Raw genomic sequence first — 25,972 nt, forward strand, 5'->3', positions numbered from 1 at the left:
GTCCCGTTACTCGAGCGTAACAGTGAATTCTACGTTATACTAAAAATAACTGTGAAGGGGGACTGAACAGATGGTAAACCACCGTATTTTTATTGTTGAAGATGATCGGAAAATTGCGCAACTGTTAGCAGATACACTAAGGAAATATCAATATGACGTCGCCATTGTTGAAGATTTTGAACGTGTCACAGAAGAGTGCTTGGCATTCGATCCACACCTTATTTTACTCGATATCAATCTGCCTTCTTATGACGGCTATTATTGGTGTCGTCAGCTTCGCCAACATACCACATGTCCTATCTTATTCATCTCGGCACGATCCGGTGACATGGACCAAGTATTCGCGTTAGAAAATGGCGGAGACGATTTCATCACGAAACCTTTTCACTATGAAATCGTCCTTGCAAAAATAAGAAGTCATTTACGCAGGACCTTTGGCGAATACGCACCGAACCAATCCGAACGGACGATGAAGGCTGGAGTGCTAAATTTATATATCGAGCGGATGGAGTTACAGGTGCGTAACACCATTGTTCCTTTGCAAAAAAAAGAATGTGTCATTTTGGAGCTACTCATTGAAGCAGCACCTAAAGTTGTATCACGTGAAAAGTTATTGGAAGAACTATGGGACGATCAATCCTTCGTTGATGAAAACACATTAAATGTAAATATGACGCGTGTGCGAAAAAAATTGGCTGATTACGATATCCAGTCGTCTATTGAAACTGTGCGTGGTGCAGGATATCGTTTCATATTAGCGCCGGAGGAGTCATGAATAAGTTCATATTTTTTTTGAAAGAACATCTATCGTTTCTATTATTTCAAATGCTACTCGTGTTATTTATTTTACTGTTGTACTGGCTAGACGGCTTTCGCAACCTCAATACGGGTATTTACGCCATTAGTATGAGCATGCTGTTAACCGCGGGGTATTTGGTCGGAAAATTTATCATGAGACGATCCTTTTACGCGGCCATTACACTCAAGCCGGATAAGATGGAGGACGCTTTAATCCGTCATGCTCAAGCACCAGAACATAAACAAACGGCAGATTTTACACGTGAATTGTACAGGTTGTACCAAAATGAGGTGCAGCAGCTATATGCGTCTCAACATCGACAGCTCCATTTTATGAATCAGTGGGTCCATCAGATGAAAACACCCATTTCAGTCATGGGATTACTGTTACAGGAACAGGATGACTTGGATCGCGATAGCCTCAATGAAGAAATCGACAAATTGCGACGCGGACTCGATTCAGTGCTTGTTAATGCACGACTTGAAACGTTTGAACAGGATATGCAAATTGAGCGAGTTGTGTTAAAAACGGTTGTCCAGGAAATAATTACAGAGCATAAGCGTTTGTTTATCACCAATGGTGTGTTCCCTGTTATTTCAATCGACGAGAAATTTACGGTTGCCACAGATGTAAAATGGTTGAATATCGTCATTGGGCAGTTCATTACCAATGCGGTGAAATATACATTCGAGCAAGGAAAGAAAGTCCATTTAACAGCATCTCATACAGAGAAAGGAATACAGCTCGTGATTCGTGATGAGGGAATTGGCATCCCTTCTTCAGATTTGAACCGCGTGACGAAAGCATTTTTCACGGGTGAAAATGGGCGGTTAACAGGCGAGTCAACGGGAATGGGGCTGTATATCGCATCGGAAGTATGTGGCAGATTAGGACATCGGCTAGCGATTGAATCAGAGCTTGGCAAGGGGACGGCGGTGACGGTCCTCTTTAAGAATGAAGAAGCGGGTGAAGTAGATGACGCGGAATGCAATCGTGGAATTGACGGAAGTGACGAAGATTTACGAAGGGAAAGTGATGCACCGAGCACTGAACCGTCTTGACTTTGAAGTTGAAGAAGGGGAGTTTGTTGCGGTGATGGGACCTTCTGGCAGTGGGAAAACAACGCTGTTGAATTTAATTTCAACGATTACCGTGCCAACCTATGGACGCTTGACCATTAATGGGATTGAGCCGGAAGCTTTGGGACAAAATGAGTTAGCTTTATTCAGACGGCGTAATTTAGGCTTTGTTTTTCAAGATATTAACCTTCTTCAAATGCTAACGGTGGAAGAAAATCTTGTATTGCCGCTGACGTTGGATGGCATTCCTGTTCAGGAAATGGAAAAACGGATTGTAGAATTTTCAAAACGCCTTCATTTGACAGGAATTTTGAATAGACGACCGGATGAGTTATCGGGAGGACAAGCGCAGCGAACGGCGATTGGGCGTGCTTTAATCCATAGACCAAAAATTATTCTTGCGGATGAGCCAACAGGAAATCTGGATTCGAAATCGGCAAAGGATGTCCTTGAACTGCTGAGTCAAATTAATAAAATGGAGCGTACAACTGTCATAATGGTTACGCATGATCCGATTGCGGCTAGTTATTGTGACCGTGTGCTGTTCATAAAAGACGGCGAATTTTTCAATGAAATTTATAAAGATGAAAGACGTCAGACGTTTTTTCAACGTATTTTAAACGTCTTGTCGCTTCTCGGAGGGAATGTCAATGACCTTTCGTCAGTTCGCTTACCGTAACGTCGTTCGCAATCGCCGCATTTACGCCGCTTTTTTCATGGCGAGTGTTTTTTCTGTCATGGTGTTTTTTTTGTATTCGATGCTTCTGTTTCACCCTTCCATTGAGGATAGATTTATACAGGAAATCGCCATTACAGGAATGGGTGCTGCAGAAATCATTTTGTATATTTTTACGGTGTTTTTCTTATTTTATTCAATGCGGGCATTTTTACAGGCTCGGTCAAAAGAATTCGGTATTTTACTCCATTTAGGCATGGCTAAGCGTCAGTTAAATCGTTTGATCTTTACTGAAACGATGTTTATCGGGTTGGGGTCGATTGCCGCTGGGACATTTCTTGGCTATATGTTTTCTAAGTTTTTCTTTATGATTGTCCGTGAAATCGTGCTTTTACCGGCCCTACCACTTTATTTTTCATGGCAGCCATTTGCACTGACGATTGGTGCATTTATGAGCTTGTTTGTCCTGATTTCATTTATTGCTCCGGTGTTTATTCGAACAGGGGAAGTAGCTGATTTAATACAGGGAGAGGCGGGGAACCAAGGGGCGTATGGTTATTCGAAGAGCCGTGGTTATTTGGGACTTTTTTGTTTAGGTGCGGCATATATTATGGCGGCAACTACAACGAATTCAATCGTCATTGGTCTGTCGTTTTTCTTACCACCCCTGGCGGCAATTGGTACCTTTTACTTTTTCACAGATTCTTTGCCATTGCTGTTACATACAATTCGTAAACGAAAAAAAATATACTGGCATCATTTTTGGCTACTGTCGATATCGGAGGGAGTTGTCCGACTCCGTGAAAATGCACGAATGTTTTTCATTGTGACGATGGTGTCGACAATCGCGTTCATGTCAGTGGGTCTGTTAGCTTCGCTGACCTCATTCGCCTCACAATATCGTGAAATGCATCCGCTTGGTCTTATTTATAAAAGTGAACAAGATAATGCATTAGAACGTCAGCATATCGAACAGCTAGTGAATGAATTGAAAACCGATCGTATTGACTACTCACTTATTCGTTTCCAAGTATTGCAACAGACATCTTCATTCACCGCAAATAACGTTGCGATATTGAAACTTTCCAACGTCAATATGCTGGCGCAGTCATTTGACAAACCTCCGATGGTATTGGCAGAAGGAGAGGCATTATTCCTGCCACCATCTATAGCCGCCTATGATCAGCTAAATGGCCGGGTAGTAAGAACGCTCCTTGAAGAAAGTGAAGTGATGGTCAATATTGACGGAGCATACCCTTATCATTTGTTTTCATCGTATTCCATCGCCCAAAATGCCATTGTTTTAAATGATATAGATTACGATAAAGTATTTGAAACGGTGATGACGGAGGGGTTAGAGACTTTTGCTTATTACGCCTTCAATGTGCCTAAGTGGCAGGAGACTAAGGAGATCGGGCTATCTATTGACGCTGCAAATACAGAACCATTTCTCTCAGATGAGTCTGTCTCGTTACCGTACTCATTCATCAATCCCGGCTTGAATTATTCAGTCATCCGCACAACTTTTTCATTGTTGTTATTCATCGGTTTACTATTAGCAGCTGTATTTTTCTTGGCGGCAGGTAGCTTTATTTATTTCAGGTTGTATACCTCTCTTGAACGCGATCGAAAACAGTTTGATGTACTTAGGCGCATGGGAATCACAGATCGAGAATTCAAAACAATCGTCAATCGCCAATTAATTCCCCAGTTTTTTTTCCCATGGGGTGTAGCATTTGTGCATAGTTCATTTGCATTTCTATCGCTACAAGTTATCTGGGATGAGCTTGCAGAAATTTCGATTGTTAAAGAATTGGTGATTGTTATGGCCGGCTTTACACTGATGCAAATTTGTTACTTTTATTTAATTCGCTGGCGCTATTTAGCGCATATTAAAGCACCGGGGTGACTCCTTGGTGCTTATTTAGTATGTTGGAATAAGAAATCTCGTCAGATATGAAAATCAGAAGTTCATCTTATTCTAGTATTGTATTATCAGAACTTTTCTTATATAATGATTACGATAGATGAATGAATAGTCATTCATTGAACTTGATAAGGGGCTGACTACATGAATTTAGTTTCACGTGTGCACGAGACCGCAACGACACAACCTGGAAAAATTGCTTATCACTTCATGGGAAAGGATACATCGTATGCCGAGTTTGACCAATCGGTTTCGATGTTTGCTTCATCATTACAAAGTTTAGGTATTGAAAAAGGTGACAATGTCGCGTTTTTACTTGGCAACACGCCGCATTTTCTAATTGCGTTATATGCGACAATGAAAATTGGGGCAACGGCAGTACCGGTAAACCCGATTTATACACCAGACGAAATCTCGTACATTATACATAACAGTGACGCGAAGGCAGTGATTGCACTCGATCTTTTATTGCCGCTTGTGGAACAGGCAGCCGGGGCATTCCCAACTGTTAAGCATTATGTAATTTGCGAAACAGTTCCTGAAACACCCGCGAAAATAGCTGCGCTACCTAAAGCAGTGAAGGCGAAAGTTCGTTCATTCACACAACTTATTGCAGCAGGGAAATCGGGTGTCGAGCCAATTGATGTAGATAAAAATGAAACCGCTGTCATTTTGTATACGTCTGGGACAACAGGACGTCCAAAGGGTGCAATGTTGACACACGATAACTTATATTCCAACGCACGTGACGTCGCAGATTACTTAGATTACTCGGAAAGTGATCGCATTGTGGCTACACTACCGGTATTCCATGTGTTTGCCCTAACGGTAGTCGTCAATGCACCCCTTGTAAAAGGGGCAACGATTTTACTCGCACCACGTTTTTCACCAGCGGATATTTTCAGTCTCGTCAAAGAAAAACAAGCAACGATATTTGCAGCAGTACCGACAATGTACAATTTCTTATACCAATTCCCAGATAGTAACCCGGAAGATTTCAAATCGGTTCGCATAGCTATCTCGGGTGGATCATCATTACCCGTCGCCTTGCTCCATAATTTCGAGGAGAAATTCGATGTGCGCATTTCAGAGGGGTACGGCTTGTCCGAAGCATCACCTGTTACTTGCTTCAATCCACTAGATCGAGAGCGGATTCCAGGATCAATTGGAACATCGATTATCAATGTTGAAAACAAAATTGTGAACGAGCTTGGGGAAGAATTGCCTGATGGAGAAGTTGGTGAATTAATTGTACGCGGACCAAACGTTATGAAAGGTTACTACAAAATGCCGGAAGAAACGGAAGTGACTATTCGTGATGGCTGGTTGTATACAGGTGATATGGCAAGACGTGACGAGAATGGATATTTCTACATCGTTGATCGCAAAAAAGACCTTGTCATCGTAGGTGGCTACAACGTTTACCCACGTGAAGTTGAAGAAGTATTATTCGCACACAGTGACATCGTTGAAGCAGCGGTCATCGGATTGCCGGACGTTGATTTCGGAGAAGCTGTCCATGCCTTCGTCGTCCTAAAAGAAGGGGCAACCGCTAACGAAGCATCCATAACCGCCTACTGTGCGGATCGCCTCGCTAAATACAAAGTACCAAAACGTATTGAATTTTTAGATGAACTACCGAAAAACACAACAGGTAAAATTTTGAGACGGTCATTGAAAGAGCAAGTTAGAATATGAATGATGGGCCTTCCTTGTGAAAGTATGAGGAGGGCTTTTTTTATCAATTGTCTAGTTCTGGTGCGAGGTAGTTCAGTTTCGCCGGGGTAGCCCAGTTTTGGGAATTCGTAGTCCAGTTCAGTCTCGAGGTAGCCGAGTTCGTTAAATAGGTAGTTCAGTTTCGTCGAGGTAGTCGAGTTTTCGAAATTCGTAGTCCAGTTCAGTCCCGGGGTAGCCGAGTTTGTCGAATAGGTAGTTCAGTTTCCGGAAATTCATCGTCAATTATTCCATAACCCATCTTCATCAAAAAAAGGACTGCCAAGTAAGTTGCTGAATCCCGACTTACCTAACAATCCTCAATCAAATTTCAAGTTACCAACTATTTCGCCGGAAGACACCGCCACAACAGCGCTGATTACAACGGTTTCTGTCCGTTCGCCTATCATTGTTACAAGTTCGTCGGTTCCGATCCGTTCGCCGAGAGGTACACCGATTCGAATTCGATTGGCCTAAAACGCGACAAGTACAGCGATTTGAGTTCGATTGTCCTGCAACGCAACAAGTACAACGGCTAATATTCGAAGGTCTTCGATTGCCAGAAGTTTGCCGCCTGCGGCTTGTACGACGACGGTTACATTCACTACATCGACAACGATTCGAACGTCCCCGGTTACTAGAAGGCTCCTGGAAAAGGAAGTCCCCTAATCCGGAACGTCTTGCATTGTCAACAGCCCGCTGTATATTGTCCATAGAAAAATTAGACATATCCTAACCTCCTTTCTTCTTTTGAAGAGCAAATTCCTCCCCTTCTCTATGGTACGTGGCTGTCCTAAACGTGGTAGAGACAATCGCTTACTCGTCGCCGATAAATTAAAAGTGGCATCCTATACCCGTTACTCATACCCATACAGTAAACGGTAAAAGGATGATTGCACATGCAAATCCCTGAATATCAGCTCTTTGTCCACCCCTCAGATAGAAATGAACTACGAAAAAATATTTGGCAGGACGATCCAATCACCGCAAAGCTAACAATCGGTAAAAAGAAATATGCGATTGACCTAGCCTATCGCGGTTCACATATTCGAGATTTACGCAAAAAATCATATCGTGTCACTTTTTCCAAACCGAGCATGTTTCGAGGAGCAAAAGAAGTTCATTGGAATGCCGAATTTAAGGATCCCTCCCTACTTAGAAACAAATTATCCTTTGACTTTTTTGAAGAAATTGGCTGTTTATCCCCAAAAGCACGTTTCATTTCTTTAAAGATGAACGGGAAAAATGAAGGGCTTTATTTGGAGCTAGAGTCTGTAGATGAATATTTCCTAGGAAATAGAAAATTGCCGAACGGAGCCATTTTCTATGCAGTAGACGGAGATGCTAACTTTTCGCTAATGAGTGATCTTGATAACAAAGTGAAGGAATCACTCCTGGTTGGCTATGAAAAAAAGTATGGTTCGGAGCAAGATGAGGTTCATTTACAAGAACTAATTTTTATGATTAATACCCTCCCTCAAGAACAATTTGAAACCGAAATCGTCAAGTACATCAATGTCGAGCAATACCTTCGCTGGCTTGCTGGAGTAGTTTTCACCCAAAATTTTGATGGATTTGTCCATAACTATGCCTTGTATCGCAATGGGGAGACCGGCTTATTTGAAATGATTCCGTGGGATTATGATGCGACATGGGGAAGGGATGTCGATGGAGAAATCATGGAAGAAGATTATTTAAGAATCCAAGGGTTTAATACGCTTACGGCACGAATTCTTGCGATAAAAACGTTTCGTACTCACTATAAAAACCTGCTAGAAGATATTTTAACGAACAAATTTACTGTAGATTATTTGAAACCCAAAATACAAGAATTACATGATTTAATCAGGCCTTATATGCAACAGGACCCTTATGTAAAGGAGAATCTGAACGTGTTTGATCATGAGCCGGCGTTTATTTGTACTTATATTGAAGCACGGGGGAATTATATAAGAAGTCAATTAGATGTATTGGAATAGTAAAACCCTTTCCAGAGGGAGAGGGTTTTTGACGTAATTGATTCAATAGGCGAGAATCTGTTTTGTAAAAGATTTGAAGTCATCTAAATGATGTTCAATGATTTCCTTCAAAATAATAGTGTTAATAGCTTGGTAGTCATGAACTGCGATATTGCGGAAGCCAACCATTGACTTCATGTTAGTAGCGGTATCTTCAAGAATTACTTTATTTGCATGAAGTAGCTCGAAGACTTCTCTACTCTTTTGGGGTATCACGAACTTTTTTTCAGCGGATACAAGCATGGCGAGATCAATACATGCCTCGCAAGCACGTTGGATATTCAATACGATCGAGTCCTGTTTTGTGAAATCTGTTAAATTATCTGGGTCACCAGCGTACACATCTTTTATTCTGGCATAGTATCTTTCAATAACTGTGATTTTATTAAGAATGATATCATTCACCATAGACTGTCCAGTTTCATTAATTTTATCAATAATAGGCTGCCGTTCTTCGTTCAGCCTTGCGTACATGCTGTATGTGCGCATATGCAATTCCATTCGTAAGTTGTCGTTTTGGGAATAAATCACTTCGCCGGTCGAAAATATTTGTGCTGCAAAAACAGTGGATGCTTCTTTTAAATCAATCAAGTCAACTTCAATGCCAATGATGTCTGCTAATTGCTGTGCAAACATGAATAACTCATAGGAAGAAAATAATTGGTCTTCACGATAGAAAGCTACATCAATATCGCTTTCGCTATGAGTCGTACCTTTTGCATACGAGCCAAAAATGATGATAAAAGCGGGATCTAATTTTTCAGTGATAAACTCACGAACCTGTTGGAAGATTTTATTGTGCAAAAAATCACTCCTTTACTAGTCTTTTTAGTATAACATTAGCCAAAATAATAGTTGGCAATCTGATGAATAAACTCTTCCTCAAGTTCACCTTTCTTTTTCACGATAATATACGTAGAAACGGCTGGCAAATCGAATAAATCAAAATGTGGTTGCATCAGTCTTCCTTCAATTAATTCACGCCGTACGATGGAGTGGGGCAGGAACGAGACACCGAGCCCTTCCTGAATGAATCGTTTGGCGATGTGCGCTTGTGTCACTTTCATCGTTCGGATACCTGAGATGTGCTTGTTGAGGGTGAACAGCAAGTCGTCCCAAAAGACGGGATGATGGTGTGTGAATAAATAATTCTTCCGAAGTACATCTAGTATATCAATAGGCGGACCACTTTCTTCGTCATACTTATCGGTTGGTGTGATGAATAAAATGGGATCCTCATAAATACGGATGGATTCTATGTTTTTTAATTTGGCATCCAGCGCGGAGATGCCAAGATGGACATCGCCGTTATCAACTAGATATTCAATCGTTTCCGATTCTTCAATACGGATGGAAATTTCGATGTCTTTATGACGCTCGATGAATGTCCGCAAAAAATAAGGTAAAATCGTCTCAGCCATTAAGGGTGAAATGGCAATCGTCCAGTTCCGGCGATAGCGTTGCGAAAACGCCTGCATTCGATTGACGCTTGCATCGACATCGTTGGTGAGCCGTATAGCCTCAGGATAAAAAACTCTACCAGCATCCGTCAAAGTGACACGGTTGTTGACACGGTCAAACAGTTTCGTCCCCAGTTGTTCCTCGAGTAGTCGGATATGGACAGTCACACTTGGTTGGGACAACATCAATTTCTCTGAAGCTTTGCGGAAATTTAATGTTTCAGCGGCGATAACGAACGTTTTTAGCCATTGATAATCCATTAGGTCTCTCCTTCTTAATTAATAATAGTAATCATTTCGATGAAAAACATTCAATTTATATAATCATACCTCGCCCTTATACTAAAGAAAAGAAGGAGGAATCGTGATGTTTCAAAAAGGGTTGAAAGATGTTGTAGCTGTTAATACGAAAATTGCATCTGTCGATGGAGAGAAGGGAGAATTGCGCTATCGGGGCGTTTTAGTAGGTGATCTCGTATCGTCTTATTCATTTGAGGAAATAGCTTACTTCATGTGGCGTGGACATTTTTCGGTGGAAATGGAACAAAGACTCATGAATGAAAAATTGCTAGTAGGAAGGGAACTACCTCAACATATCACCGCAATCATCGATGCATTCCCTCATGAGGTGTCCTTGATGGATGCCATGCGGACGGCTATTTCTGCGTATGCACACGCAAACTTTAACGAAGAAACAGTTGAGGATCAGGCCATTATTTTGACGGCAGCTCTTCCAGTAATCATCGCTCGTCATTACCGAAATCAGCAGGGGAAACCGATCGTGGAAGCAAATTCAACTTTATCACACACGGCCAATTATTTATGGATGCTGACAGGCGTTCCTCCGAATGAAGTACAAATCGAGGCACTCGAAACCTATTTGAAATTGACAATGGAGCATGGTTTGAACGCTTCGACTTTTGCCGCGCGTGTCACAATTTCAACTGAATCGGATATCACTTCAGCTGTCACATCAGCCATTGGCACGATGAAAGGCCCGTTACACGGTGGCGCACCCTCGGCTGTCATTGAATTATTGGAAGAAATCAAAACACCCGAAAATATCCGTTCAGTGATTGAAAAGAAAATGAAGGATGGTGAACGAATTATGGGATTCGGCCACCGCATTTATAAAACGGAAGATCCAAGGTCAATACTATTGAGAGATAAATGCGTCAGTATGTCAGGAAAAGACAATTGGTTAGACTTGGCGACTGAGGCCGAAAAGGAAATTATCGCTTTGCTAGAGACGTACAAGCCGGGACGAAAACTGTACACCAATGTCGAATATTATGCCGCTGCCATTATGCGCTCAATCAATATGCCACCAGAATTATTCACGCCGACATTTAGTGCAGCAAGAGTTGTTGGTTGGACGGCACATGCAATGGAGCAGTTGAGTGACAACACCATTTTTCGTCCGCAGTCCGTGTATGTAGGGGAGAATAGGTTGATTGAAAATAGCCAGCAATGACAACCTCATACTGATCTTAAGGTCTTCAAAATTTCGCTTGCGAATCAATATATCTAAGAAAAACTCCGGCAAAATCTTCGTTAGAAGACGCAGCCGGAGTTTCTTATACTTAGTGTGTAGTTAACCAAAATTCATGGACTTGGCCAGATTCATTACCATCCACCTTCAAGCGAGAATCGCCAATGTGAAATATCATATAATTTGTATCAGCCATTTCATCCTTTCCGCTTTCTACAGGCTCACCTAAAATAGTGATAAGTGAGGAGAGGTCGTTGATAATCAAGGTGCCATCTAGCGTAATATAAGTGATTTCACGTGTTGCTTCATCGTAAAAATAGCTACTACCGCCGGGGTAAGCATAATAATTTCCACCCTCATAGTAATCGTGATGAAGATAATCCGGGAATTCTTCCAGTACTCTATCAATGGAATCGCCCAAGTGAATGGAATTATTAAGAAGCATTCCTTTCTTAACGACCTCTGCAAACTCATCGGTCAAGGTGATATGAGGGAATGAGATATATTCGGCTTCATGTTCATCCCATAATTGCGTGAAGTATTCACCAGACTCCCAACCGTACATATCATCCTGTACATACTGCCTCATATCATAGGTAGTAAAATCATGCGTAGTTGCATCCCACTGCCAAGTCGTATAAAACCAGCCGATGCCTTTGCTTTCATCGCTTCCATCATTATAAAGATATGCTTGTAAATAATGATCTTCGATGAATTTTACTTGATCACTTGTAATTAAAAGTTGAGGTTCTCCCTCAAAAGTGACTTGCTGCATTTCCTCACCCGTATAGATCCACATCGTAACTGTATTGCCAGCTGCTTCATCAGATGCAATCCATGTCATCATTGTTTGATCCCCGAATGTATATATTTTGAATGGCGATTTGTCTAGATCAATGCTGGCGGCTTCGAGGCCTGAGGCAAGATGCTCCTGCAAAATTCCGTGAGTGCCTTCGACTAAGTAGAACGCTAGATTGCCGTTATATTGCTTACCATTCTCTGTCGTTGTACCGTCATCTGATACGAGGTAAAGCCGCGCAGTACGTGCAGCATCCTGTACTTCCCACGAATAAAGAGCATTTTCTTTTATTTTTTCAATAGGTGTCGTTTCTTGCACAACCTCTTGCTTCTCTTCTACTTCAGTAGGAATATCCTGTTCCAGCGGCTGTTTTATTGTCTCCTCTTGGCAGGCCGATAAAAGAAGAATGCTACAAATCAGGAGTACGATCGGATACCGTTTTATCATTTTTTACATCCTTTCCGTAATGAAATAAATGACATTTGAATTATAAGCATACCAGATAATTCATGTGGAAATGGCCACGAGGGGTTGTCATATGAAAAAAGGAAAATTCCTACGAGTGTCGAAGTAAGTAGACAGGAAAAGCGTAAGGGGGAATAGATGATGGAAAAACGTAAAGTAGCAGTAGATGATTTATTCACATTACAGTCTGTGACGGATCCGCAGCTGGCGCCGAATGGTAAGGAAGCGATATTTGTGCGCACGCATATTGAGGAAGAGGACAATCAATATGTATCGAATTTATTCCACGTGGATTTGGTAACGAATGAGGTGACGCAGTGGACGCATGGCAAAGGAACTTTGTCTTCACCGAGATGGTCAGCAGATGGCAAGAAAATCGCCTTTTTATCGGATCGTGAAGACAAAAGTCAAGTGTTCATCTTGTCGGCAAGGGGCGGAGAAGCAAAGAAACTGACATCGTTTGAAAAAGGTGTTTCAAGTTTCCTCTGGTCGCCATGCGGCAATCAAATCTGGATGAACGCTGTCGTCAAAGAAGGCCAGACCTTTACGGATAAAGAGGAAAAGGAAGAGAAGAAAAAACCAGAGCCCTACCGTGTAACAACGATGAAGTATCAGATGGATGGCGCAGGCCTGTTGCCGCAAGATACGTTTAGGCAAATTGGCGTGGTCGACATTGAAACGGGTGATGTGACACAGTTCACAGCAGGCAATTACCAGCATAGTTTACAAGCGATATCACATGATGGCAAGAAATTAATTATCGGTGTCAATCGACAAGATAATTTAGATTATGAATTCCGTCAGCCGTTATTCATCGTTGATATTGAGACGAAAGAAGAGACAGTTCTAATTGAAGAAGAAGGTTATTACGGTGGCGCGCAGTTTTCAAATGACGATCATTACATTGCGTTTGTTGGCTCAGATCGTACATACCAAAATGCAACACATGGCGATGTGTATGTCTATGATATGCAAGAGAGAACGCTTGTAAATGTGACGGAAAGCATTGATGCACCGGTTGGGGATTATTCAGTCGCGGATCATCAGCAAGGAGGAAATGCGCCGGCAGTAGTTTGGACGCAAGGCAACCACTTGTATTTTCAATTGTCGACAATGGGCGATGTACAACTGTATTTTGCGACGCTGGAAGGGGAGGTATATCCGGCATCACCAGATAATGAACACGTCTATGGCTATGACATTTCTATAGATGGTGAATTTGCTTTGGTCGCAGCCAGCAATGCCGTTAACCCAGGTGAGCTGTATAAGCAAATGATCGCAACGGGCGAAAGGGAAGCGTTCACTTCATTCAACGCAACGTATGTAGAGGAAGTTGAACTTGTTGAGCCAGAAGCGATTTCCTATACAGGAGCAACAAATTGGGATGTCCATGGGTGGCTGATGAAACCGGCGGGCTATGAAGAGGGCAAGAAATACCCGCTAATTGTTGAAATCCACGGGGGACCACATGCGATGTACGCCAATACTTATTTCCATGAATTGCAGCTATTGGCAGCGCAAGGATATGGTGTACTATATGTCAATCCACGCGGTAGCCATAGCTATAGTCAGGAATTTGTAGATGCGGTACGCGGCGATTATGGTGGCGGGGATTATGAGGATATTATGGCAGGACTAGACTATGTCATTGCAGAAAATAATTGGATTGACACGGAACGTCTTGGTGTTACAGGCGGTAGCTATGGCGGCTTCATGACGAACTGGATTGTGGGTCATACGAATCGTTTTAAAGCAGCGGTTACACAGCGTTCAATCTCCAATTGGATCAGTTTCTTTGGTGTGTCTGATATCGGTTATTATTTCAGCGATTGGCAAATTGGAGCGGATATGACGGATGTCGACAAGCTATGGAAGCATTCACCGTTGAAATATGCGAAGAACATTGAAACACCTCTGTTAATCTTACACTCAGAAAAAGATTTTCGCTGCCCAATTGAACAGGCGGAGCAACTGTATATGACATTGAAAAGCATGGGCAAAGAAACAGAATTTGTGCGTTTCCCAGATGCGGACCATAACTTATCGCGTACGGGTACACCGAATTTACGTGTGGCAAGGCTTAATGAAATGACGGGTTGGTTTGCGAAATATCTATAATTTTATTCAGTCCGGGTTTAAACCCCGGCTGAATAAAATTAAAAGCCTTCGGCTGATGCCATAGATTTTTAAAGGGATTTATCGAGCAAGCTCGATAAAAATCTAGGCACAAATACGCCGAGACGTATTTGATTTGAATTGGAGGAACTGGATTGACTTATATAAATGAAGGCGTCACGATACGCCAGATTACAGAACAAGATTTACCCCGTCTGTGGGAATTAAGTTTCAAAGAAGAAAATCCCGAGTGGAAAAAGTGGGACGCGCCTTATTATGAACATCGGTCAATGCGGTACGACAAGTTTTTAGAACGGAAGGATAAAATGGTTGGCCGAGATGATTATTGGGGTATCGAAGTCGATGGAGAATTAATCGGCATGGTTAGTTATTATTGGGAACATCAGCCGTCACTTTGGCTAGAAATGGGCATCGTTATTTATGAGCCGACATATTGGAGCGGCGGCTATGGAACAAAGGCTCTCGCGATGTGGACTAATCATTTATTTGATGAAATGCCTTTAGTCCGTGTCGGCTACACAACGTGGTCTGGAAATGCGCGGATGATTAAAGTTGGCGAGAAGCTAGGTATGACGATGGAAGCACGCTTACGCAAAGTTCGTTTTTGGAACGACACGTACTATGACTCGATTCGGATGGGGATTTTGCGTGAGGAGTGGGAGGCGCAAAGGGCGAAATGAGATGGTCGAAAGTGAAGGTACTGGCGGAAGATTTACTATGTGACTCATTGAAAGGCCGGGTACATTACCAGGTGGTTGTCCATCGGAAAAGCCATGATCAGACAGGCAGTTTTAGGGTAACTCTTGATGGTATAGAGATATTTCGGGCTTCTGATATCCCATATAATAGGGCAGCAACTATACGTGGGGAGGAACTGACAAAGGAAAAGGCATTGTCTCCCATTGCCATGAGTGATTTGCAGGCAATACTAGAATCAGAAGAGTTGAGGCAACTGCACGCCGCATATGATGATGCAGAAGTTGAAGTGCAGAACCAAGGAATGTTCCCAGGATGGGAAATAAAACGTCTCCTCTTCGATTATATTCACATACCGTTCGAGGAAGCAATTGCACATAAGCACCCTTTCGTGCGAGCAATCTCTTTATTCGACAGACGTTTTGGAAAAAGACGGCTTGTTGACATTGACTCACAACAAGAAAATGTGCTGGTAAAGAAGTTTTATGACATACGGGTTACCGCCGATAGTGGAAGATATGTTGCGATGAAAGATGAATTGGTAGAGAAAGTGGAGCAGAAATAAGGCGAGCCATTCCTTGTGAGAGGGATGGCTCGCTTTTGCGCGAAAAATAAAAGCGCTAACAATAGGATTCGCTGACTTTACAAACCACACTATTTAAATTGTGTTGGATGAAGGCATAGGAGAAAGGGCATCAATGTCTTCTTCTCCTTTATTTTTGTATGAAAAAAGTAAATACAAGAGTATAATGGATAACATAGGAAATCTTTCAGACTACTAAGTAAGATCTTGGGAGGTAGAACGATGGCTATACATAATATTATGGAGGAAATTGTATGTGAAGTGCTCGTTAAACATAAGGAGGATTTACAACTGACCTGCGGTTGCGACCGTTGTTTGGACGATATAAGGGCGATAGCGCTTAATAATTTGTCACCACGTTATATCGTTCAGTTGGAGCATCGCCCATATGTGCGAGCGCCGTATACCGCGGATCGGCAAGGGGTTACCAATATCATGCTAATTGTGACGAAAGCTGCTGGAATTGTCTCACAAAGTCCCCGTTGTCAGGACCAAGTCTCCAAATAATGATAGTACGACTGAATAAGCCTTCACCTTACAAATAAAAAAGGGACTACCGACTTGTCATTTGACTTTCGGATAGTCCCTATTACTCATTTTCCCTTAAATACCGGTTTCCGTTTCTCAGAAAATGCCGTTAGAGCTTCAATTCGGTCTTCTGTTGGAATTGTCATTTCATATGCTTTACGTTCGATGGCTAGACCTGTTTGCAAATCGACATTCATGCCGTGTTTGATCGCGAACTTTGCTTGCTGTAAAGCAATCGGTCCATTGGCAAGCATTGAATCGGCAAATGCCGTTGTTTCTTGAAGTAAGTCTTCTGTTGATACCGTTTTTGTCACGACACCATAGGCAAGTGCTTCCACAGCCGTCAATTTTCGAGCGGTTAAAATCAATTCAAGTGCCCTCGCTTCGCCGATCAACCGTGGCAACCGCTGTGTTCCGCCAGCTCCTGGAATGATCGCTAATCCAGTTTCCGTAAGCCCCATTAGCGCAGTGTCAGCCGCAATTCGAAAATCACATGCTAATGCCAACTCCATTCCACCACCAAAAGCATAGCCATTCATCATTGCAATCGTCGGTTGTGGCAAGTTTTCAATCGCCGTAAAAACATCACCGATTTTGTAAATATTACGTTTCACTTGCCAATCTGTTAGCGTTTTACGCTCCTTTAAATCAGCCCCTACACTAAATGCCCGATCCCCAGCCCCTGTAAAAATCACAACGCGAATATCGGGATTAATGCGAATAGATTCCGTAATCTGTCCCAATTCGACGAGCATATCGTAGTTGAACGCATTCATAGCTCCCGATCGGTTTAGCGTAATAAAAGCAGTATTGCCTGTTTGTTTATAGTGAATGGTTTCCATTAATAAAACCTCCCTAAATAAAAGTTGCGTGTAACTAAAACATACCATTTAACAAGACTGAATGCATCCTAAAAAGTTTGTTCTAGTGTTAATAGTTGTAAACTGGTATTTATTTGATATACTACTGAAAGTGAGGTGGAATAAGTGGAAAAACTAGATATATTTGTAGGTAGACAGCCAATTTTAAATCGAGATGGTGAACTCTTTGCCTACGAGTTGCTGTATAGAAATAGTAAAGATAATTTCTTTCCGGGAATTGATTCAGACAAAGCAACGATTGGACTACTTGTCAACACGTTTCTTTCGATAGGAATAGAAAATGTTGCAGGTGAAAGTATGGCGTTTATCAATTTCTCAGGGGAACTGCTCGCAAAAGATATTTTTACGGGTTTGCGACCTGATAAGGTCGTCATTGAAATTTTAGAGGATGTCGAAATTACACCATCCCTTCTCACTAAAATGAAATTATTGAAAACAGAAGGATTTAAATTAGCCTTAGATGACTTTATCCTGCAAAACCAGTATATGGTACATAAGGAATTATTCGAAATTATAGACTTCGTTAAGGTCGACTTTATAAACACTACGCTGGTCGAACGGTTAGAAATTGAAACCTTTATAAAGAAATATCCCGACATCGTCTTTCTAGCGGAAAAGATTGAAACGGAACAGCAATTTAAACAAGCTGAAGAAGCAGGCTACAAACTATTTCAAGGCTATTTTTTTGCTGAACCCGAAATTATTACAGGGATAGAAATTCCAACAAATGTTAGTCTTCATTTCCAAATTATCGAGCAATTTAATAGGAAATCACCCAATATCGATATAGTGGCTGACCTCATCATGCGTGATATATCGCTTTCTTACAAATTGCTACGACTTATGAACACACTTGTATTCGAAGTGCCAAAACGCATTAGTTCTATTAAACAAGCCATCATGATCATCGGCATGCAGGAAACGAAAAAATGGATGCTCGTCCTCGCGCTACGTGAAATGGGTGAGGGGTTAGGAAAAGGACGTATTAAAGCACTTGTCGATTATTCATTAACGCGAGCGAAAATGTGCGAGCTTCTAGCCGAGCATGAAGGAAAGAAAAATGCAGAAGAGTATTTCCTGGCCGGGATGTTTTCACTCATCAATGTCATCACGAAACGTGATTGGGATGATATTTTAGAACTTATTCCTTTATCTGATATAGTCGCACGTACTTTGAAAGGCGAACAAACCGAAATCACACAATCGCTCAAACTGGCTGAAGCAATCGAACGCTTCGACTGGGTAAGTTTGGAACAACTCGCCGAAAAAATCGACATCGACAAAGCCCAGCTTAGCGCCTATTCTTTAGAAGCACATCGTTGGATACAAAATATTGACTGACAAATAACCGCTCATCCTGCAATACCGGGATGGGCGGTTTGTATATTGCTAGGGTAGCTCAGTTCTGCTGATTCGTAGTCGAGTTTTTGGAATAGGTAGCTCAGTTCTGCTGAAAGGTAGCCCAGTTTCCCCGGGGTAGCCCAGTTCCCCAAATTCGTAGCCGAGTTTTTGGAATAGGTAGCTCAGTTCTGCTGAAAGGTAGCCCAGTTTCCCGGAGGTAGCCCAGTTCCCAAAATTCGTAGTCGAGTTCCGGGAATAGGTAGCTCAGTATCGACAAAAGGTAGCCGAGTTTCCCTGAGGTAGCCCAGTTCCCCAAATTCGTAGTCGAGTTCCGGGAAAAGGTAGCTCAGTATCGACAAAAGGTAGCCCAGTTTCCCGAGGTAGCCCAGTTCCCCAAATTCGTTGTCGAGTTCCGGGAATAGGTAGCTCAGTTTCGACAAAAGGTAGCCGAGTTTCCCTGAGGTAGCCCAGTTCCCCCCCCCCGCGCTGTTCCCAAAAACTTCACAATTCCCATTTCTCTTCATTTTAGGTAGAATAGAAGGCAGGAGTTGATATAGCATTGAAAACAGCAATTGTGACTGATAGCACGGCTTATTTACCAGCACATCTACTAAAAGAATTAGATATCCATATGATTCCCCTTACTGTAACGCTAAACGGCGAAGCATATGAGGAGGAAATCGACCTAACGACAACCGACTTTTACGATAAAGTACGTGGAGACGGTCCATTACCGAAGACATCCCAACCGCCCATTGGTAAATTTGTCGAACTCTATGAATCATTAAAAGAAACACATGACGCGGTCATTTCCATCCATTTATCGAGTGGAATTAGCGGCACATACGCAGGCGCGGGACAAGCAGGCGGAATGGTGGAGGGCATAACAGTCCACACATTCGATTCGGAAATTTCATGTTATCCACAAGGATTTTACGTACTCCGCGCGGCGCAATTGGCACAACAAGGTGCAACGCCAGATGCTATCCTGGCAGAACTCGCGGCGATGAAACAAACATTGCGCGCTTATTTCATGGTAGATGATCTCACACATCTCCAGCGAGGCGGCAGACTATCTAGTGCACAGGCGCTCATCGGTGGATTACTCCAGGTTAAACCACTACTTCATTTCCACGAAAAAGTGATTGTCCCCTTTGAAAAGGTTCGGACACGTAAAAAAGCGATGAAGCGTATCGCAGATTTATTAGCGGAAGACGCGGTCCACATGCCATTGGAAGCAGTCATCATCCACGGTAACCAACCTGAAGAAGCCGAAGCATGGCTTGCTCAATTAACAGAGCAATTGCCAAGCGTCCAATTCACCATCAGCCACTTTGGACCAGTCATCGGTACTCATCTCGGTGAAGGGGCAATGGGACTCGGTTGGGTGAAACGACAAGCATAAAGGGAGACATCCTATAGAATCAAATGGAGGTGTTGCAGTTGACGGATACATTCAACCCGGCAGTCAGGGATTTTCTGACCGGCCGTATTTGGCTGCGACTGCACACCCCATTCCAATCTGCCATAATAGATGCTCATATTGCATCCGGTTATATCCGAATTATCCCAGGCATCACATCCACCAAGACATTCACCAAACGCTTCTGTCATTTCTGTAACCGCTGTGAAAACGACAACCCATCACGCTTTACAACCTTTGATTGCGCAAAATGCCAAGGTCCCTGCACCTATTGCCGACATTGCCTCAAAATGGGACGTGTTTCTTCCTGCACCGAGCTAATCGTTTGGGACGGGGAGCCGACAGCCTATCCAACAATACACTCGCTCGCCTGGCAAGGCACACTCACCCCACGACAAAAGCAAGCATCCGATGAACTCACTGTGAGCACTAGCAAAGGCATTCCGCACCTCATTCATGCCGTTTGTGGATCAGGGAAAACAGAAATTCTGTTTGAACCCATTCATAGACTACTAATAGAAGGGAAACGCGTTTGCATCGCAGCTCCACGTGTCGATGTCATTCTGGAACTTGAGCCGCGACTGCGTGCAGCATTCCCACAAACGGCTATCGACGCACTATACGGAGGGGCAAAATCGACAACAGTAGCCCCGCAGCTCATACTTGCCACGACGCACCAGCTCTATCGCTTCCGTCACGCATTCGACGCCATCTTTGTCGACGAAGCCGATGCATTCCCTTATACCGCAGATGAAACCTTACGTAAAGCAGTTCGGAAAGCGGCAAAACCCAATGCGCCTGTCCATTTTGTCACAGCTACACCATCGGACAAACTGCTAGCGGAAATGAAAAAGACCGGTCAAATCTCTACCATTAATCGTCGCTACCACGGACATCCATTACCTGTGCCGCGCTACGACGCCCTATGGAATTACAGCAAGTATATTCAAAAGAATAAGCTACCAAAAAAACTCATCGCCTGGACGTTAGAACGACTTGAACAACAACAGCCGTTCCTTATCTTCTTCCATCATATCGCACTCATGGAACAGGCCGAACCTTTATTCAAACAACTCGATACACGCATTCACGCTGTACATGCTGCGCATCCTGATCGAAAAGAGCATGTGCAAGCGCTACGCAATAAAGAAATTCCTGGCCTCCTCACAACGACCATTTTAGAACGCGGTATTACTATTCCAAACGTCCAAGTCGCCATCGTTGGGGCGGAACAGCAGATTTTCAACAAAGGTGCACTCATTCAAATTGGCGGTCGTGTCGGGCGTTCAGCGCAGTGTCCAACAGGAGATTTTGTGCTCTTCCATCACGGTATTACGTACGCTATGGACGCGGCGAAGAATGATATCATTCAGCTCAACAAAGGAGGCAAAAATCTATGAATGAATGCCTCCTTTGTGCACAATCCATCGCCTCGACACCGTCATGGCAAGCACTACTTGGATTGCGTAAACAATCAAATATTTGCCAGGATTGTTCAAAAAAGTTCCAACGTGCCGATAATAAGGATAAGTGTGACGTGCTCGACCATATTACAACGCTATATAGCTATAACGAAGCAATGCTTGACTATTTGCACCAATTTAAATTTCTGCAAGACATTCGATTGGCAGACGTCTTTGCGCATGAATTACGCAACCATCTATCAACAAGCGCAATTATCGTCCCAATTCCGATGCATCCTGAAAAAAAGATTCAGCGAACCTTCGCCCAGGTCGATGAACTGCTGAAAAGTGCACGCATTCCATATACGCATGTACTCGACAAGATCAATCTGGAAGCAATGGGAGAAAAAACGAAAGCACAGCGTCAAGCGATGAAACCTTTATTTTCAATAAAAGAGGAAACGATTATTCGACCGAGCACATACATACTAGTAGACGATATTTATACGACGGGTACGACACTCCGTCATGCGGCTACTGTTTTAAAGCAAGCGGGTGCAACGCGAGTGGAAGCGTTAACACTTATTCGCGCTTAATCATAATGATAGAGGAGATGGAAAAAATGGCAGAACTACGAGATTGCCCATCATGTGGTGAATTTTTCAACTATACAGGAATACGCGAAGTTTGCGCGAAATGCGCCATGAACGAAGAAAAGTTGTATGAGGAGGTCTATCGCTTCCTTAGAAAACGTGAAAACCGTTCGGCAACAGTAGAACGAATTATTGAAGAAACAGGCGTTTCCGAATCATTACTCTACAAATGGGTACGAAAAGGTCGATTACAGCCCGCCATGTTCCCGAATCTAGGCTATCCATGCGATAAATGTGGCAAGCTGACAAACAAAGGGAAGCTGTGTGCAAGCTGTACGGAGGATATTCAAAACGAATTGAACCGGTTTGAGGCAGTAAAAGAATTCAGGGAAGCAATCGTAGAAAATGACAAAATAACATATCTTTCAGATCGAGATCGTGGGCGTAGACGATCATAAGCTAAATCTTGTGGGGGGGTGGGTTGGCGCCCCCGATTTTCCATATTTCATACGAAAGACCCTAAACCTTCACGAACTTATGCCGAAATAAAGAATAGGCTATTACAAAAAGCATAAGCGAAACAACAACGAAAGGAGCGAGAGTATATGAAAATCTCGAAAATGAATATTCCTGCTATCAATCCATACAAAGCAAACCAAGCGAAAACAGAGCAGCTAGCTCAAAAAGCGAAGATGCAATCAGATAAACTTGAAATTTCATCAGAAGCAAAACAGCTGTCCGAAGTTTCACCAGTTACCGTCCAACGTAATGAGCGTGTTGAGCAACTAAAGGCGAAAATCGAATCAGGCACATACAAAATAGATGCTGACCAGCTCGCTTCGAACTTAGCGAACTACTACAAAGCGTAAAAAAGAATGAAAGCAGGTCAAAAAAATGTCCATTACAACCATCTTGACGTCACTCGACAATCTGGAAAAACTGCATAGAAGTCTATTACGGATTGCATACGACAAGACAGCAGCCATCAAAGGCGGGGACATGGAAGGACTCGACCAATTGCTAAAAGATGAGCAATCTCATTTGGCAGGCATCATGCAAATGGAAGGTCTACGGCAAAGGGATGTCGCACAATATTTAACTGATCAAGGACGATCAGTGCCGGCGAATCCAACTGTCGCTGATTTGCTCGACGTAATACCAGAAGCGGACAAGCAAAGCCTTGTGGAGGCGAGGGACCGTCTCCTGCACGCGATTCATGACTTGAAATGGCAAAATGACTTGAACCAGAAGCTGACCTACCAGTCACTTCAGTTCGTGAATCTGTCGCTGGATATGGCCCGACCACGCCCAGAATCGACCAACTACTCAAAAACCGAAATTAGTGGAAAAAAAGCATCGAAAGAGCAAGTCTCTTTTGACTCACAAGCTTAAGGAGGAACACCATGCGTTCATCATTTATGGGATTAGAAACAAGTAAACGCGGTCTGTTCACACAGCAATCCGCACTCTACACAACAGGACACAACATCAGTAATGCCAACACACTCGGCTACTCACGCCAGCGTGTCAATATGGAAGCAACAGCGGGGTATCCTGGAATCGGTTTAAACTCCGGCACAATGCCCGGCTTCCTTGGAACGGGTGTTCAGGCTGGTTCGATTCAGCGGATACGGGATTCGTTTGTCGATCATCAGTATAGGCAGGAATCTACTAAGCTTGGGTATTGGGATACGACTTCTAAAGCTATTTCTCAGATGGAGGATGTTTTGAACGAGCCGTCACAATACGGATTGCAAAAATCGTTGAGTGAGTTTTGGGCATCGTTGCAAACATTATCGACAAATCCAGAAAACAGTGGCGCGCGCGCAGTAGCAGTGCAACGCGGGGTAGCTGTAGCGGATTCTTTCAACTATATGCACAAATCTCTAACAGACATCCAAACGAATTTAGGAAAAGAAATTGGAATTACGACAAAAGATGTCAATTCTATTTTGCAACAAATAGCGGAAATTAACGAGCAAATTACAAAAGTAGAGCCAAACGGTTATTTACCAAATGATTTATATGATGCAAGAGATGCGCTTATTGATGAATTATCGGCAATTGTCCCGATTGAAACGTCCTACACAAAATCAGGTGGACGTGCACTCGCAATTGCGGAAGGCTCAGTGACAATAAAAATTAAATCGAATGGTACGCCAAGTACGATTACGGTTGTGGATGGTAAAGACTACTCAACGATGTCTGTTACACTACCGGACGCAGAAGGAAATCCAGATGGTCCTGTAACAGGGTTTACTTTTTCTACAGTAGGAACAGCAACTGGAGGCCCATTGATTGTTAGTGAAATGGTGAACTCTGGGAAGATGAAATCACTTGTCGATTCATTTGGCTATGCTGATGGATCCCCTGAAGGAAAAGGCCTTTATCCCGATATGATTAGAGAGTTAAATCGTATGGCAGAAGTGTTTGCGCAGGAATTTAATGCAATTCATGAGGGTGGATATGACGCAAATGGTACCTTGGGTGAGGCCTTTTTTGTAGAAAAAGGAACGACAACTCCACCTGGAAATATTAACGCAGGGAATATTTATGTCAATCAGGACTTACTAGATGACCCTAGCAAACTAGCTGCCGCTGATGCAGCTCTGGGTGCAGGTGAAGTCGGAAACGGTAAAAACGCTTTAGCGTTATCCAATATGCAGTTCACAAATTTTCTAGGAGCAGGTAATACGGGCTTAGACGGCGCGACTGTGCAAAGTTTCTTCCAAGGTTTAATCGGTAAACTAGGTGTGGATGGGCAACAGGCGGAACGACTTGCCTTTAATACCGCTACACTACTAGGCGCAGTTGAACACCGTCGTGCATCCATCAGCTCTGTGTCGCTTGATGAGGAAATGACAGATATGATTCGTTTCCAACAAGCCTACAACGCATCAGCACGTATGATTACCGTTGTCGATGAAACACTAGATAAAATTATCAATGGTATGGGTGTCGTTGGAAGATAATCATCTTCATTTTAGGGATATGGATAGAGGAGGAAATTAAATGCGCGTTACACAATCAATGCTTTCAAATAATATGCTGCGGAATCTTTCCAATAGCTATAATAAAATGGGTAAACTGCAAGAGCAAATTACAACGGGGAAAAAAGTCAATCGCCCATCTGATAACCCGGTCGTTGCCATGAAAGGTATGGCATACCGTATGCAGGTCGACAAAATTGAGCAATACCAAGACAATTTGGGAGAAGTAAATAACTGGTTGGATAGTTCGGATGATGCGTTGGACAAAGTGGGCTCAGCATTGCAACGGGCAAATGAACTAGTAAATAGAGCAGCAACAGGTTCTTTGACAGATAGTGATCGTGAGAAAATTCAAAGTGAGCTTAAACAACTTCAAGAACAAATTCTAGATATGGCAAATTCCAAAGTGGGAGATAAGTATCTTTTTAGTGGTACAAATACTGATAAACCATTGTACGATAAATCGACGACTCCACCTACCTTTTTACCAGATACGGGTGCTACGGGTGTTGGAAAAGACATTGAAATCGAAGTATTTGACGGCGTGACGTTAAAAGTGAATACGAACGGCAATAGTATATTTTCGGGTATAAATGATATGTTTAATAGGTTAGTTGCCCCAACTGCTGACCAAAGTACGTTTAATACAGAGTTAACTGAAATACAAACACAATTAGATGTCGTGTTGACATCGCGTGCTGACATCGGCGCCCGTCAAAACCGATCTGATATGATGGAGAATCGTCTTAGTTCCCAAGAGGGCTCCGCTAAAAAACAAATGAGTGAAAATGAAGATATCGACTATGAAAAAGTGATTACCGATATGCTTACGGAAGAAGCGATTCATCGTGCAGCGTTATCTGTAGGTGCACGTATCATTCAGCCATCATTAGTAGACTTCTTACGTTAAAATAACCATATAAAAAATCGGAAAGCGTTTGGAGAGTATCCAATCGCTTTCTTTAGAAGG

Annotated in this window: 24 protein-coding genes and 1 pseudogene; 20 read left to right on the plus strand and 5 right to left on the minus strand. The window is 42.8% G+C overall.

Translation table 11 applies throughout. The features are described 5' to 3' along the window. Positions 1-70 precede the first annotated feature (70 nt). The 6 genes from MKZ10_RS05975 to MKZ10_RS06000 all read left to right on the plus strand — a co-directional run bounded on the left by MKZ10_RS05975 (position 71) and on the right by MKZ10_RS06000 (position 8,173). Complete coding sequence (locus MKZ10_RS05975; protein WP_342508785.1) at positions 71-775, plus strand: response regulator transcription factor; 705 nt, start codon at positions 71-73, stop codon at positions 773-775. Then, positions 772-1,860, plus strand: a complete 1,089-nt coding sequence (locus MKZ10_RS05980) for a sensor histidine kinase (protein WP_342508787.1) — start codon at positions 772-774, stop codon at positions 1,858-1,860. The genes MKZ10_RS05975 and MKZ10_RS05980 overlap by 4 nt, the downstream gene beginning before the upstream one ends. Then, positions 1,775-2,557 (plus strand): ABC transporter ATP-binding protein, encoded by a 783-nt coding sequence (locus tag MKZ10_RS05985; protein WP_342508789.1) that lies wholly within the window; start codon positions 1,775-1,777, stop codon positions 2,555-2,557. The genes MKZ10_RS05980 and MKZ10_RS05985 overlap by 86 nt, the downstream gene beginning before the upstream one ends. Continuing rightward, complete coding sequence (locus tag MKZ10_RS05990) at positions 2,529-4,463, plus strand: ABC transporter permease (protein ID WP_342508791.1); 1,935 nt, start codon at positions 2,529-2,531, stop codon at positions 4,461-4,463. Before MKZ10_RS05985 ends, MKZ10_RS05990 begins: the two co-directional genes overlap by 29 nt. Before the next feature lie 162 nt (positions 4,464-4,625). Continuing rightward, positions 4,626-6,179 (plus strand): fatty acid--CoA ligase family protein, encoded by a 1,554-nt coding sequence (locus MKZ10_RS05995; RefSeq protein ID WP_342508793.1) that lies wholly within the window; start codon positions 4,626-4,628, stop codon positions 6,177-6,179. A gap of 914 nt (positions 6,180-7,093) precedes the next feature. Next, positions 7,094-8,173, plus strand: coding sequence for a CotH kinase family protein (locus MKZ10_RS06000; protein ID WP_342508795.1), 1,080 nt, complete (start codon positions 7,094-7,096; stop codon positions 8,171-8,173). A 42-nt stretch (positions 8,174-8,215) separates the two neighbouring features. On the opposite strand, the gene MKZ10_RS06005 is transcribed toward MKZ10_RS06000, so the two are convergent. The 3 genes and pseudogenes from MKZ10_RS06005 to MKZ10_RS06015 all read right to left on the minus strand — a co-directional run bounded on the left by MKZ10_RS06005 (position 8,216) and on the right by MKZ10_RS06015 (position 9,933). Next, the gene (locus MKZ10_RS06005) at positions 8,216-8,620 is read right to left on the minus strand and encodes a DUF86 domain-containing protein (RefSeq protein WP_342510044.1); all 405 of its coding nucleotides are present in this window, start codon (positions 8,618-8,620) and stop codon (positions 8,216-8,218) included. Positions 8,621-8,734: 114 nt separating this feature from the next. Then, positions 8,735-9,016, minus strand: a pseudogene (locus MKZ10_RS06010) (nucleotidyltransferase domain-containing protein); the annotation flags it as partial. A 35-nt stretch (positions 9,017-9,051) separates the two neighbouring features. Next, the gene (locus MKZ10_RS06015; RefSeq protein ID WP_342508797.1) at positions 9,052-9,933 is read right to left on the minus strand and encodes a LysR family transcriptional regulator; all 882 of its coding nucleotides are present in this window, start codon (positions 9,931-9,933) and stop codon (positions 9,052-9,054) included. A 106-nt stretch (positions 9,934-10,039) separates the two neighbouring features. Here MKZ10_RS06015 and MKZ10_RS06020 point away from each other — a divergent pair, with 106 nt between their 5' ends. Continuing rightward, the gene (locus MKZ10_RS06020) at positions 10,040-11,146 is read left to right on the plus strand and encodes a citrate synthase/methylcitrate synthase (protein WP_342508799.1); all 1,107 of its coding nucleotides are present in this window, start codon (positions 10,040-10,042) and stop codon (positions 11,144-11,146) included. A gap of 109 nt (positions 11,147-11,255) precedes the next feature. Here MKZ10_RS06020 and MKZ10_RS06025 read toward each other — a convergent pair whose 3' ends face one another. Continuing rightward, complete coding sequence (locus MKZ10_RS06025; protein WP_342508801.1) at positions 11,256-12,410, minus strand: hypothetical protein; 1,155 nt, start codon at positions 12,408-12,410, stop codon at positions 11,256-11,258. A 159-nt stretch (positions 12,411-12,569) separates the two neighbouring features. Here MKZ10_RS06025 and MKZ10_RS06030 point away from each other — a divergent pair, with 159 nt between their 5' ends. The 4 genes from MKZ10_RS06030 (at position 12,570) to MKZ10_RS06045 (ending at position 16,350) form a co-directional block, all read left to right on the plus strand. After that, positions 12,570-14,546: a S9 family peptidase gene (locus tag MKZ10_RS06030; RefSeq protein WP_342510046.1), complete on the plus strand. Its 1,977-nt coding sequence runs from the start codon at positions 12,570-12,572 to the stop codon at positions 14,544-14,546. A gap of 152 nt (positions 14,547-14,698) precedes the next feature. Further along, complete coding sequence (locus MKZ10_RS06035) at positions 14,699-15,244, plus strand: GNAT family protein (RefSeq protein ID WP_342508804.1); 546 nt, start codon at positions 14,699-14,701, stop codon at positions 15,242-15,244. Beyond that, positions 15,241-15,825, plus strand: a complete 585-nt coding sequence (locus MKZ10_RS06040) for a hypothetical protein (protein WP_342508805.1) — start codon at positions 15,241-15,243, stop codon at positions 15,823-15,825. Before MKZ10_RS06035 ends, MKZ10_RS06040 begins: the two co-directional genes overlap by 4 nt. Positions 15,826-16,065: 240 nt before the next feature. Continuing rightward, on the plus strand, positions 16,066-16,350 hold the full coding sequence (locus MKZ10_RS06045) for a late competence development ComFB family protein (protein WP_342508806.1): 285 nt from the start codon (positions 16,066-16,068) through the stop codon (positions 16,348-16,350). Positions 16,351-16,436: 86 nt separating this feature from the next. On the opposite strand, the gene MKZ10_RS06050 is transcribed toward MKZ10_RS06045, so the two are convergent. Beyond that, positions 16,437-17,213: an enoyl-CoA hydratase-related protein gene (locus MKZ10_RS06050; RefSeq protein WP_342508807.1), complete on the minus strand. Its 777-nt coding sequence runs from the start codon at positions 17,211-17,213 to the stop codon at positions 16,437-16,439. A 144-nt stretch (positions 17,214-17,357) separates the two neighbouring features. Between MKZ10_RS06050 and MKZ10_RS06055 the strand changes: the two genes are divergently transcribed. The 9 genes from MKZ10_RS06055 (at position 17,358) to flgL (ending at position 25,912) form a co-directional block, all read left to right on the plus strand. Then, positions 17,358-18,593, plus strand: coding sequence for an HDOD domain-containing protein (locus MKZ10_RS06055; RefSeq protein ID WP_342508808.1), 1,236 nt, complete (start codon positions 17,358-17,360; stop codon positions 18,591-18,593). A 559-nt stretch (positions 18,594-19,152) separates the two neighbouring features. Next, entirely contained in the window at positions 19,153-19,998 is an 846-nt protein-coding gene (locus tag MKZ10_RS06060) for a DegV family protein (RefSeq protein WP_342508810.1), read from the plus strand. A gap of 308 nt (positions 19,999-20,306) precedes the next feature. Continuing rightward, on the plus strand, positions 20,307-21,416 hold the full coding sequence (locus MKZ10_RS06065; protein WP_342508813.1) for a DEAD/DEAH box helicase family protein: 1,110 nt from the start codon (positions 20,307-20,309) through the stop codon (positions 21,414-21,416). After that, positions 21,413-22,015, plus strand: coding sequence for a phosphoribosyltransferase family protein (locus MKZ10_RS06070; RefSeq protein WP_342508814.1), 603 nt, complete (start codon positions 21,413-21,415; stop codon positions 22,013-22,015). Before MKZ10_RS06065 ends, MKZ10_RS06070 begins: the two co-directional genes overlap by 4 nt. A 26-nt stretch (positions 22,016-22,041) precedes the next feature. Further along, positions 22,042-22,470, plus strand: coding sequence for a TIGR03826 family flagellar region protein (locus tag MKZ10_RS06075; RefSeq protein WP_342508816.1), 429 nt, complete (start codon positions 22,042-22,044; stop codon positions 22,468-22,470). A gap of 147 nt (positions 22,471-22,617) precedes the next feature. Continuing rightward, positions 22,618-22,881: a flagellar biosynthesis anti-sigma factor FlgM gene (gene flgM / locus MKZ10_RS06080; RefSeq protein WP_342508818.1), complete on the plus strand. Its 264-nt coding sequence runs from the start codon at positions 22,618-22,620 to the stop codon at positions 22,879-22,881. Positions 22,882-22,906: 25 nt separating this feature from the next. Next, a complete protein-coding gene (locus MKZ10_RS06085) occupies positions 22,907-23,404 on the plus strand; it encodes a flagellar protein FlgN (protein WP_342508820.1) in 498 nt (165 codons plus the stop codon). An 11-nt stretch (positions 23,405-23,415) separates the two neighbouring features. After that, on the plus strand, positions 23,416-24,984 hold the full coding sequence (flgK, locus tag MKZ10_RS06090; protein WP_342508822.1) for a flagellar hook-associated protein FlgK: 1,569 nt from the start codon (positions 23,416-23,418) through the stop codon (positions 24,982-24,984). 40 nt (positions 24,985-25,024) lie between these two features. After that, positions 25,025-25,912, plus strand: a complete 888-nt coding sequence (gene flgL, locus MKZ10_RS06095) for a flagellar hook-associated protein FlgL (protein ID WP_342508823.1) — start codon at positions 25,025-25,027, stop codon at positions 25,910-25,912. The last annotated feature ends 60 nt before the right edge of the window (positions 25,913-25,972 follow it).

It is taken from the genome of Sporosarcina sp. FSL K6-2383 (genome assembly GCF_038618305.1).
Lineage (GTDB): Bacteria > Bacillota > Bacilli > Bacillales_A > Planococcaceae > Sporosarcina.

Excerpts from the sequence above, each read along its gene's own strand:
- MKZ10_RS05975 (WP_342508785.1), top strand. The coding sequence starts at position 71 with ATGGTAAACCACCGTATTTTTATTGTTGAAGATGATCGGAAAATTGCG.
- MKZ10_RS05980 (WP_342508787.1), top strand. The coding sequence starts at position 772 with ATGAATAAGTTCATATTTTTTTTGAAAGAACATCTATCGTTTCTATTA.
- MKZ10_RS05985 (WP_342508789.1), top strand. The coding sequence starts at position 1,775 with ATGACGCGGAATGCAATCGTGGAATTGACGGAAGTGACGAAGATTTAC.
- MKZ10_RS05990 (WP_342508791.1), top strand. The coding sequence starts at position 2,529 with ATGACCTTTCGTCAGTTCGCTTACCGTAACGTCGTTCGCAATCGCCGC.
- MKZ10_RS05995 (WP_342508793.1), top strand. The coding sequence starts at position 4,626 with ATGAATTTAGTTTCACGTGTGCACGAGACCGCAACGACACAACCTGGA.
- MKZ10_RS06000 (WP_342508795.1), top strand. The coding sequence starts at position 7,094 with ATGCAAATCCCTGAATATCAGCTCTTTGTCCACCCCTCAGATAGAAAT.
- MKZ10_RS06005 (WP_342510044.1), bottom strand. The coding sequence starts at position 8,620 with ATGGTGAATGATATCATTCTTAATAAAATCACAGTTATTGAAAGATAC.
- MKZ10_RS06015 (WP_342508797.1), bottom strand. The coding sequence starts at position 9,933 with ATGGATTATCAATGGCTAAAAACGTTCGTTATCGCCGCTGAAACATTA.
- MKZ10_RS06020 (WP_342508799.1), top strand. The coding sequence starts at position 10,040 with ATGTTTCAAAAAGGGTTGAAAGATGTTGTAGCTGTTAATACGAAAATT.
- MKZ10_RS06025 (WP_342508801.1), bottom strand. The coding sequence starts at position 12,410 with ATGATAAAACGGTATCCGATCGTACTCCTGATTTGTAGCATTCTTCTT.
- MKZ10_RS06030 (WP_342510046.1), top strand. The coding sequence starts at position 12,570 with ATGGAAAAACGTAAAGTAGCAGTAGATGATTTATTCACATTACAGTCT.
- MKZ10_RS06040 (WP_342508805.1), top strand. The coding sequence starts at position 15,241 with ATGAGATGGTCGAAAGTGAAGGTACTGGCGGAAGATTTACTATGTGAC.
- MKZ10_RS06045 (WP_342508806.1), top strand. The coding sequence starts at position 16,066 with ATGGCTATACATAATATTATGGAGGAAATTGTATGTGAAGTGCTCGTT.
- MKZ10_RS06050 (WP_342508807.1), bottom strand. The coding sequence starts at position 17,213 with ATGGAAACCATTCACTATAAACAAACAGGCAATACTGCTTTTATTACG.
- MKZ10_RS06065 (WP_342508813.1), top strand. The coding sequence starts at position 20,307 with ATGGGACGTGTTTCTTCCTGCACCGAGCTAATCGTTTGGGACGGGGAG.
- MKZ10_RS06070 (WP_342508814.1), top strand. The coding sequence starts at position 21,413 with ATGAATGAATGCCTCCTTTGTGCACAATCCATCGCCTCGACACCGTCA.
- MKZ10_RS06075 (WP_342508816.1), top strand. The coding sequence starts at position 22,042 with ATGGCAGAACTACGAGATTGCCCATCATGTGGTGAATTTTTCAACTAT.
- flgM (WP_342508818.1), top strand. The coding sequence starts at position 22,618 with ATGAAAATCTCGAAAATGAATATTCCTGCTATCAATCCATACAAAGCA.
- MKZ10_RS06085 (WP_342508820.1), top strand. The coding sequence starts at position 22,907 with ATGTCCATTACAACCATCTTGACGTCACTCGACAATCTGGAAAAACTG.
- flgK (WP_342508822.1), top strand. The coding sequence starts at position 23,416 with ATGCGTTCATCATTTATGGGATTAGAAACAAGTAAACGCGGTCTGTTC.
- flgL (WP_342508823.1), top strand. The coding sequence starts at position 25,025 with ATGCGCGTTACACAATCAATGCTTTCAAATAATATGCTGCGGAATCTT.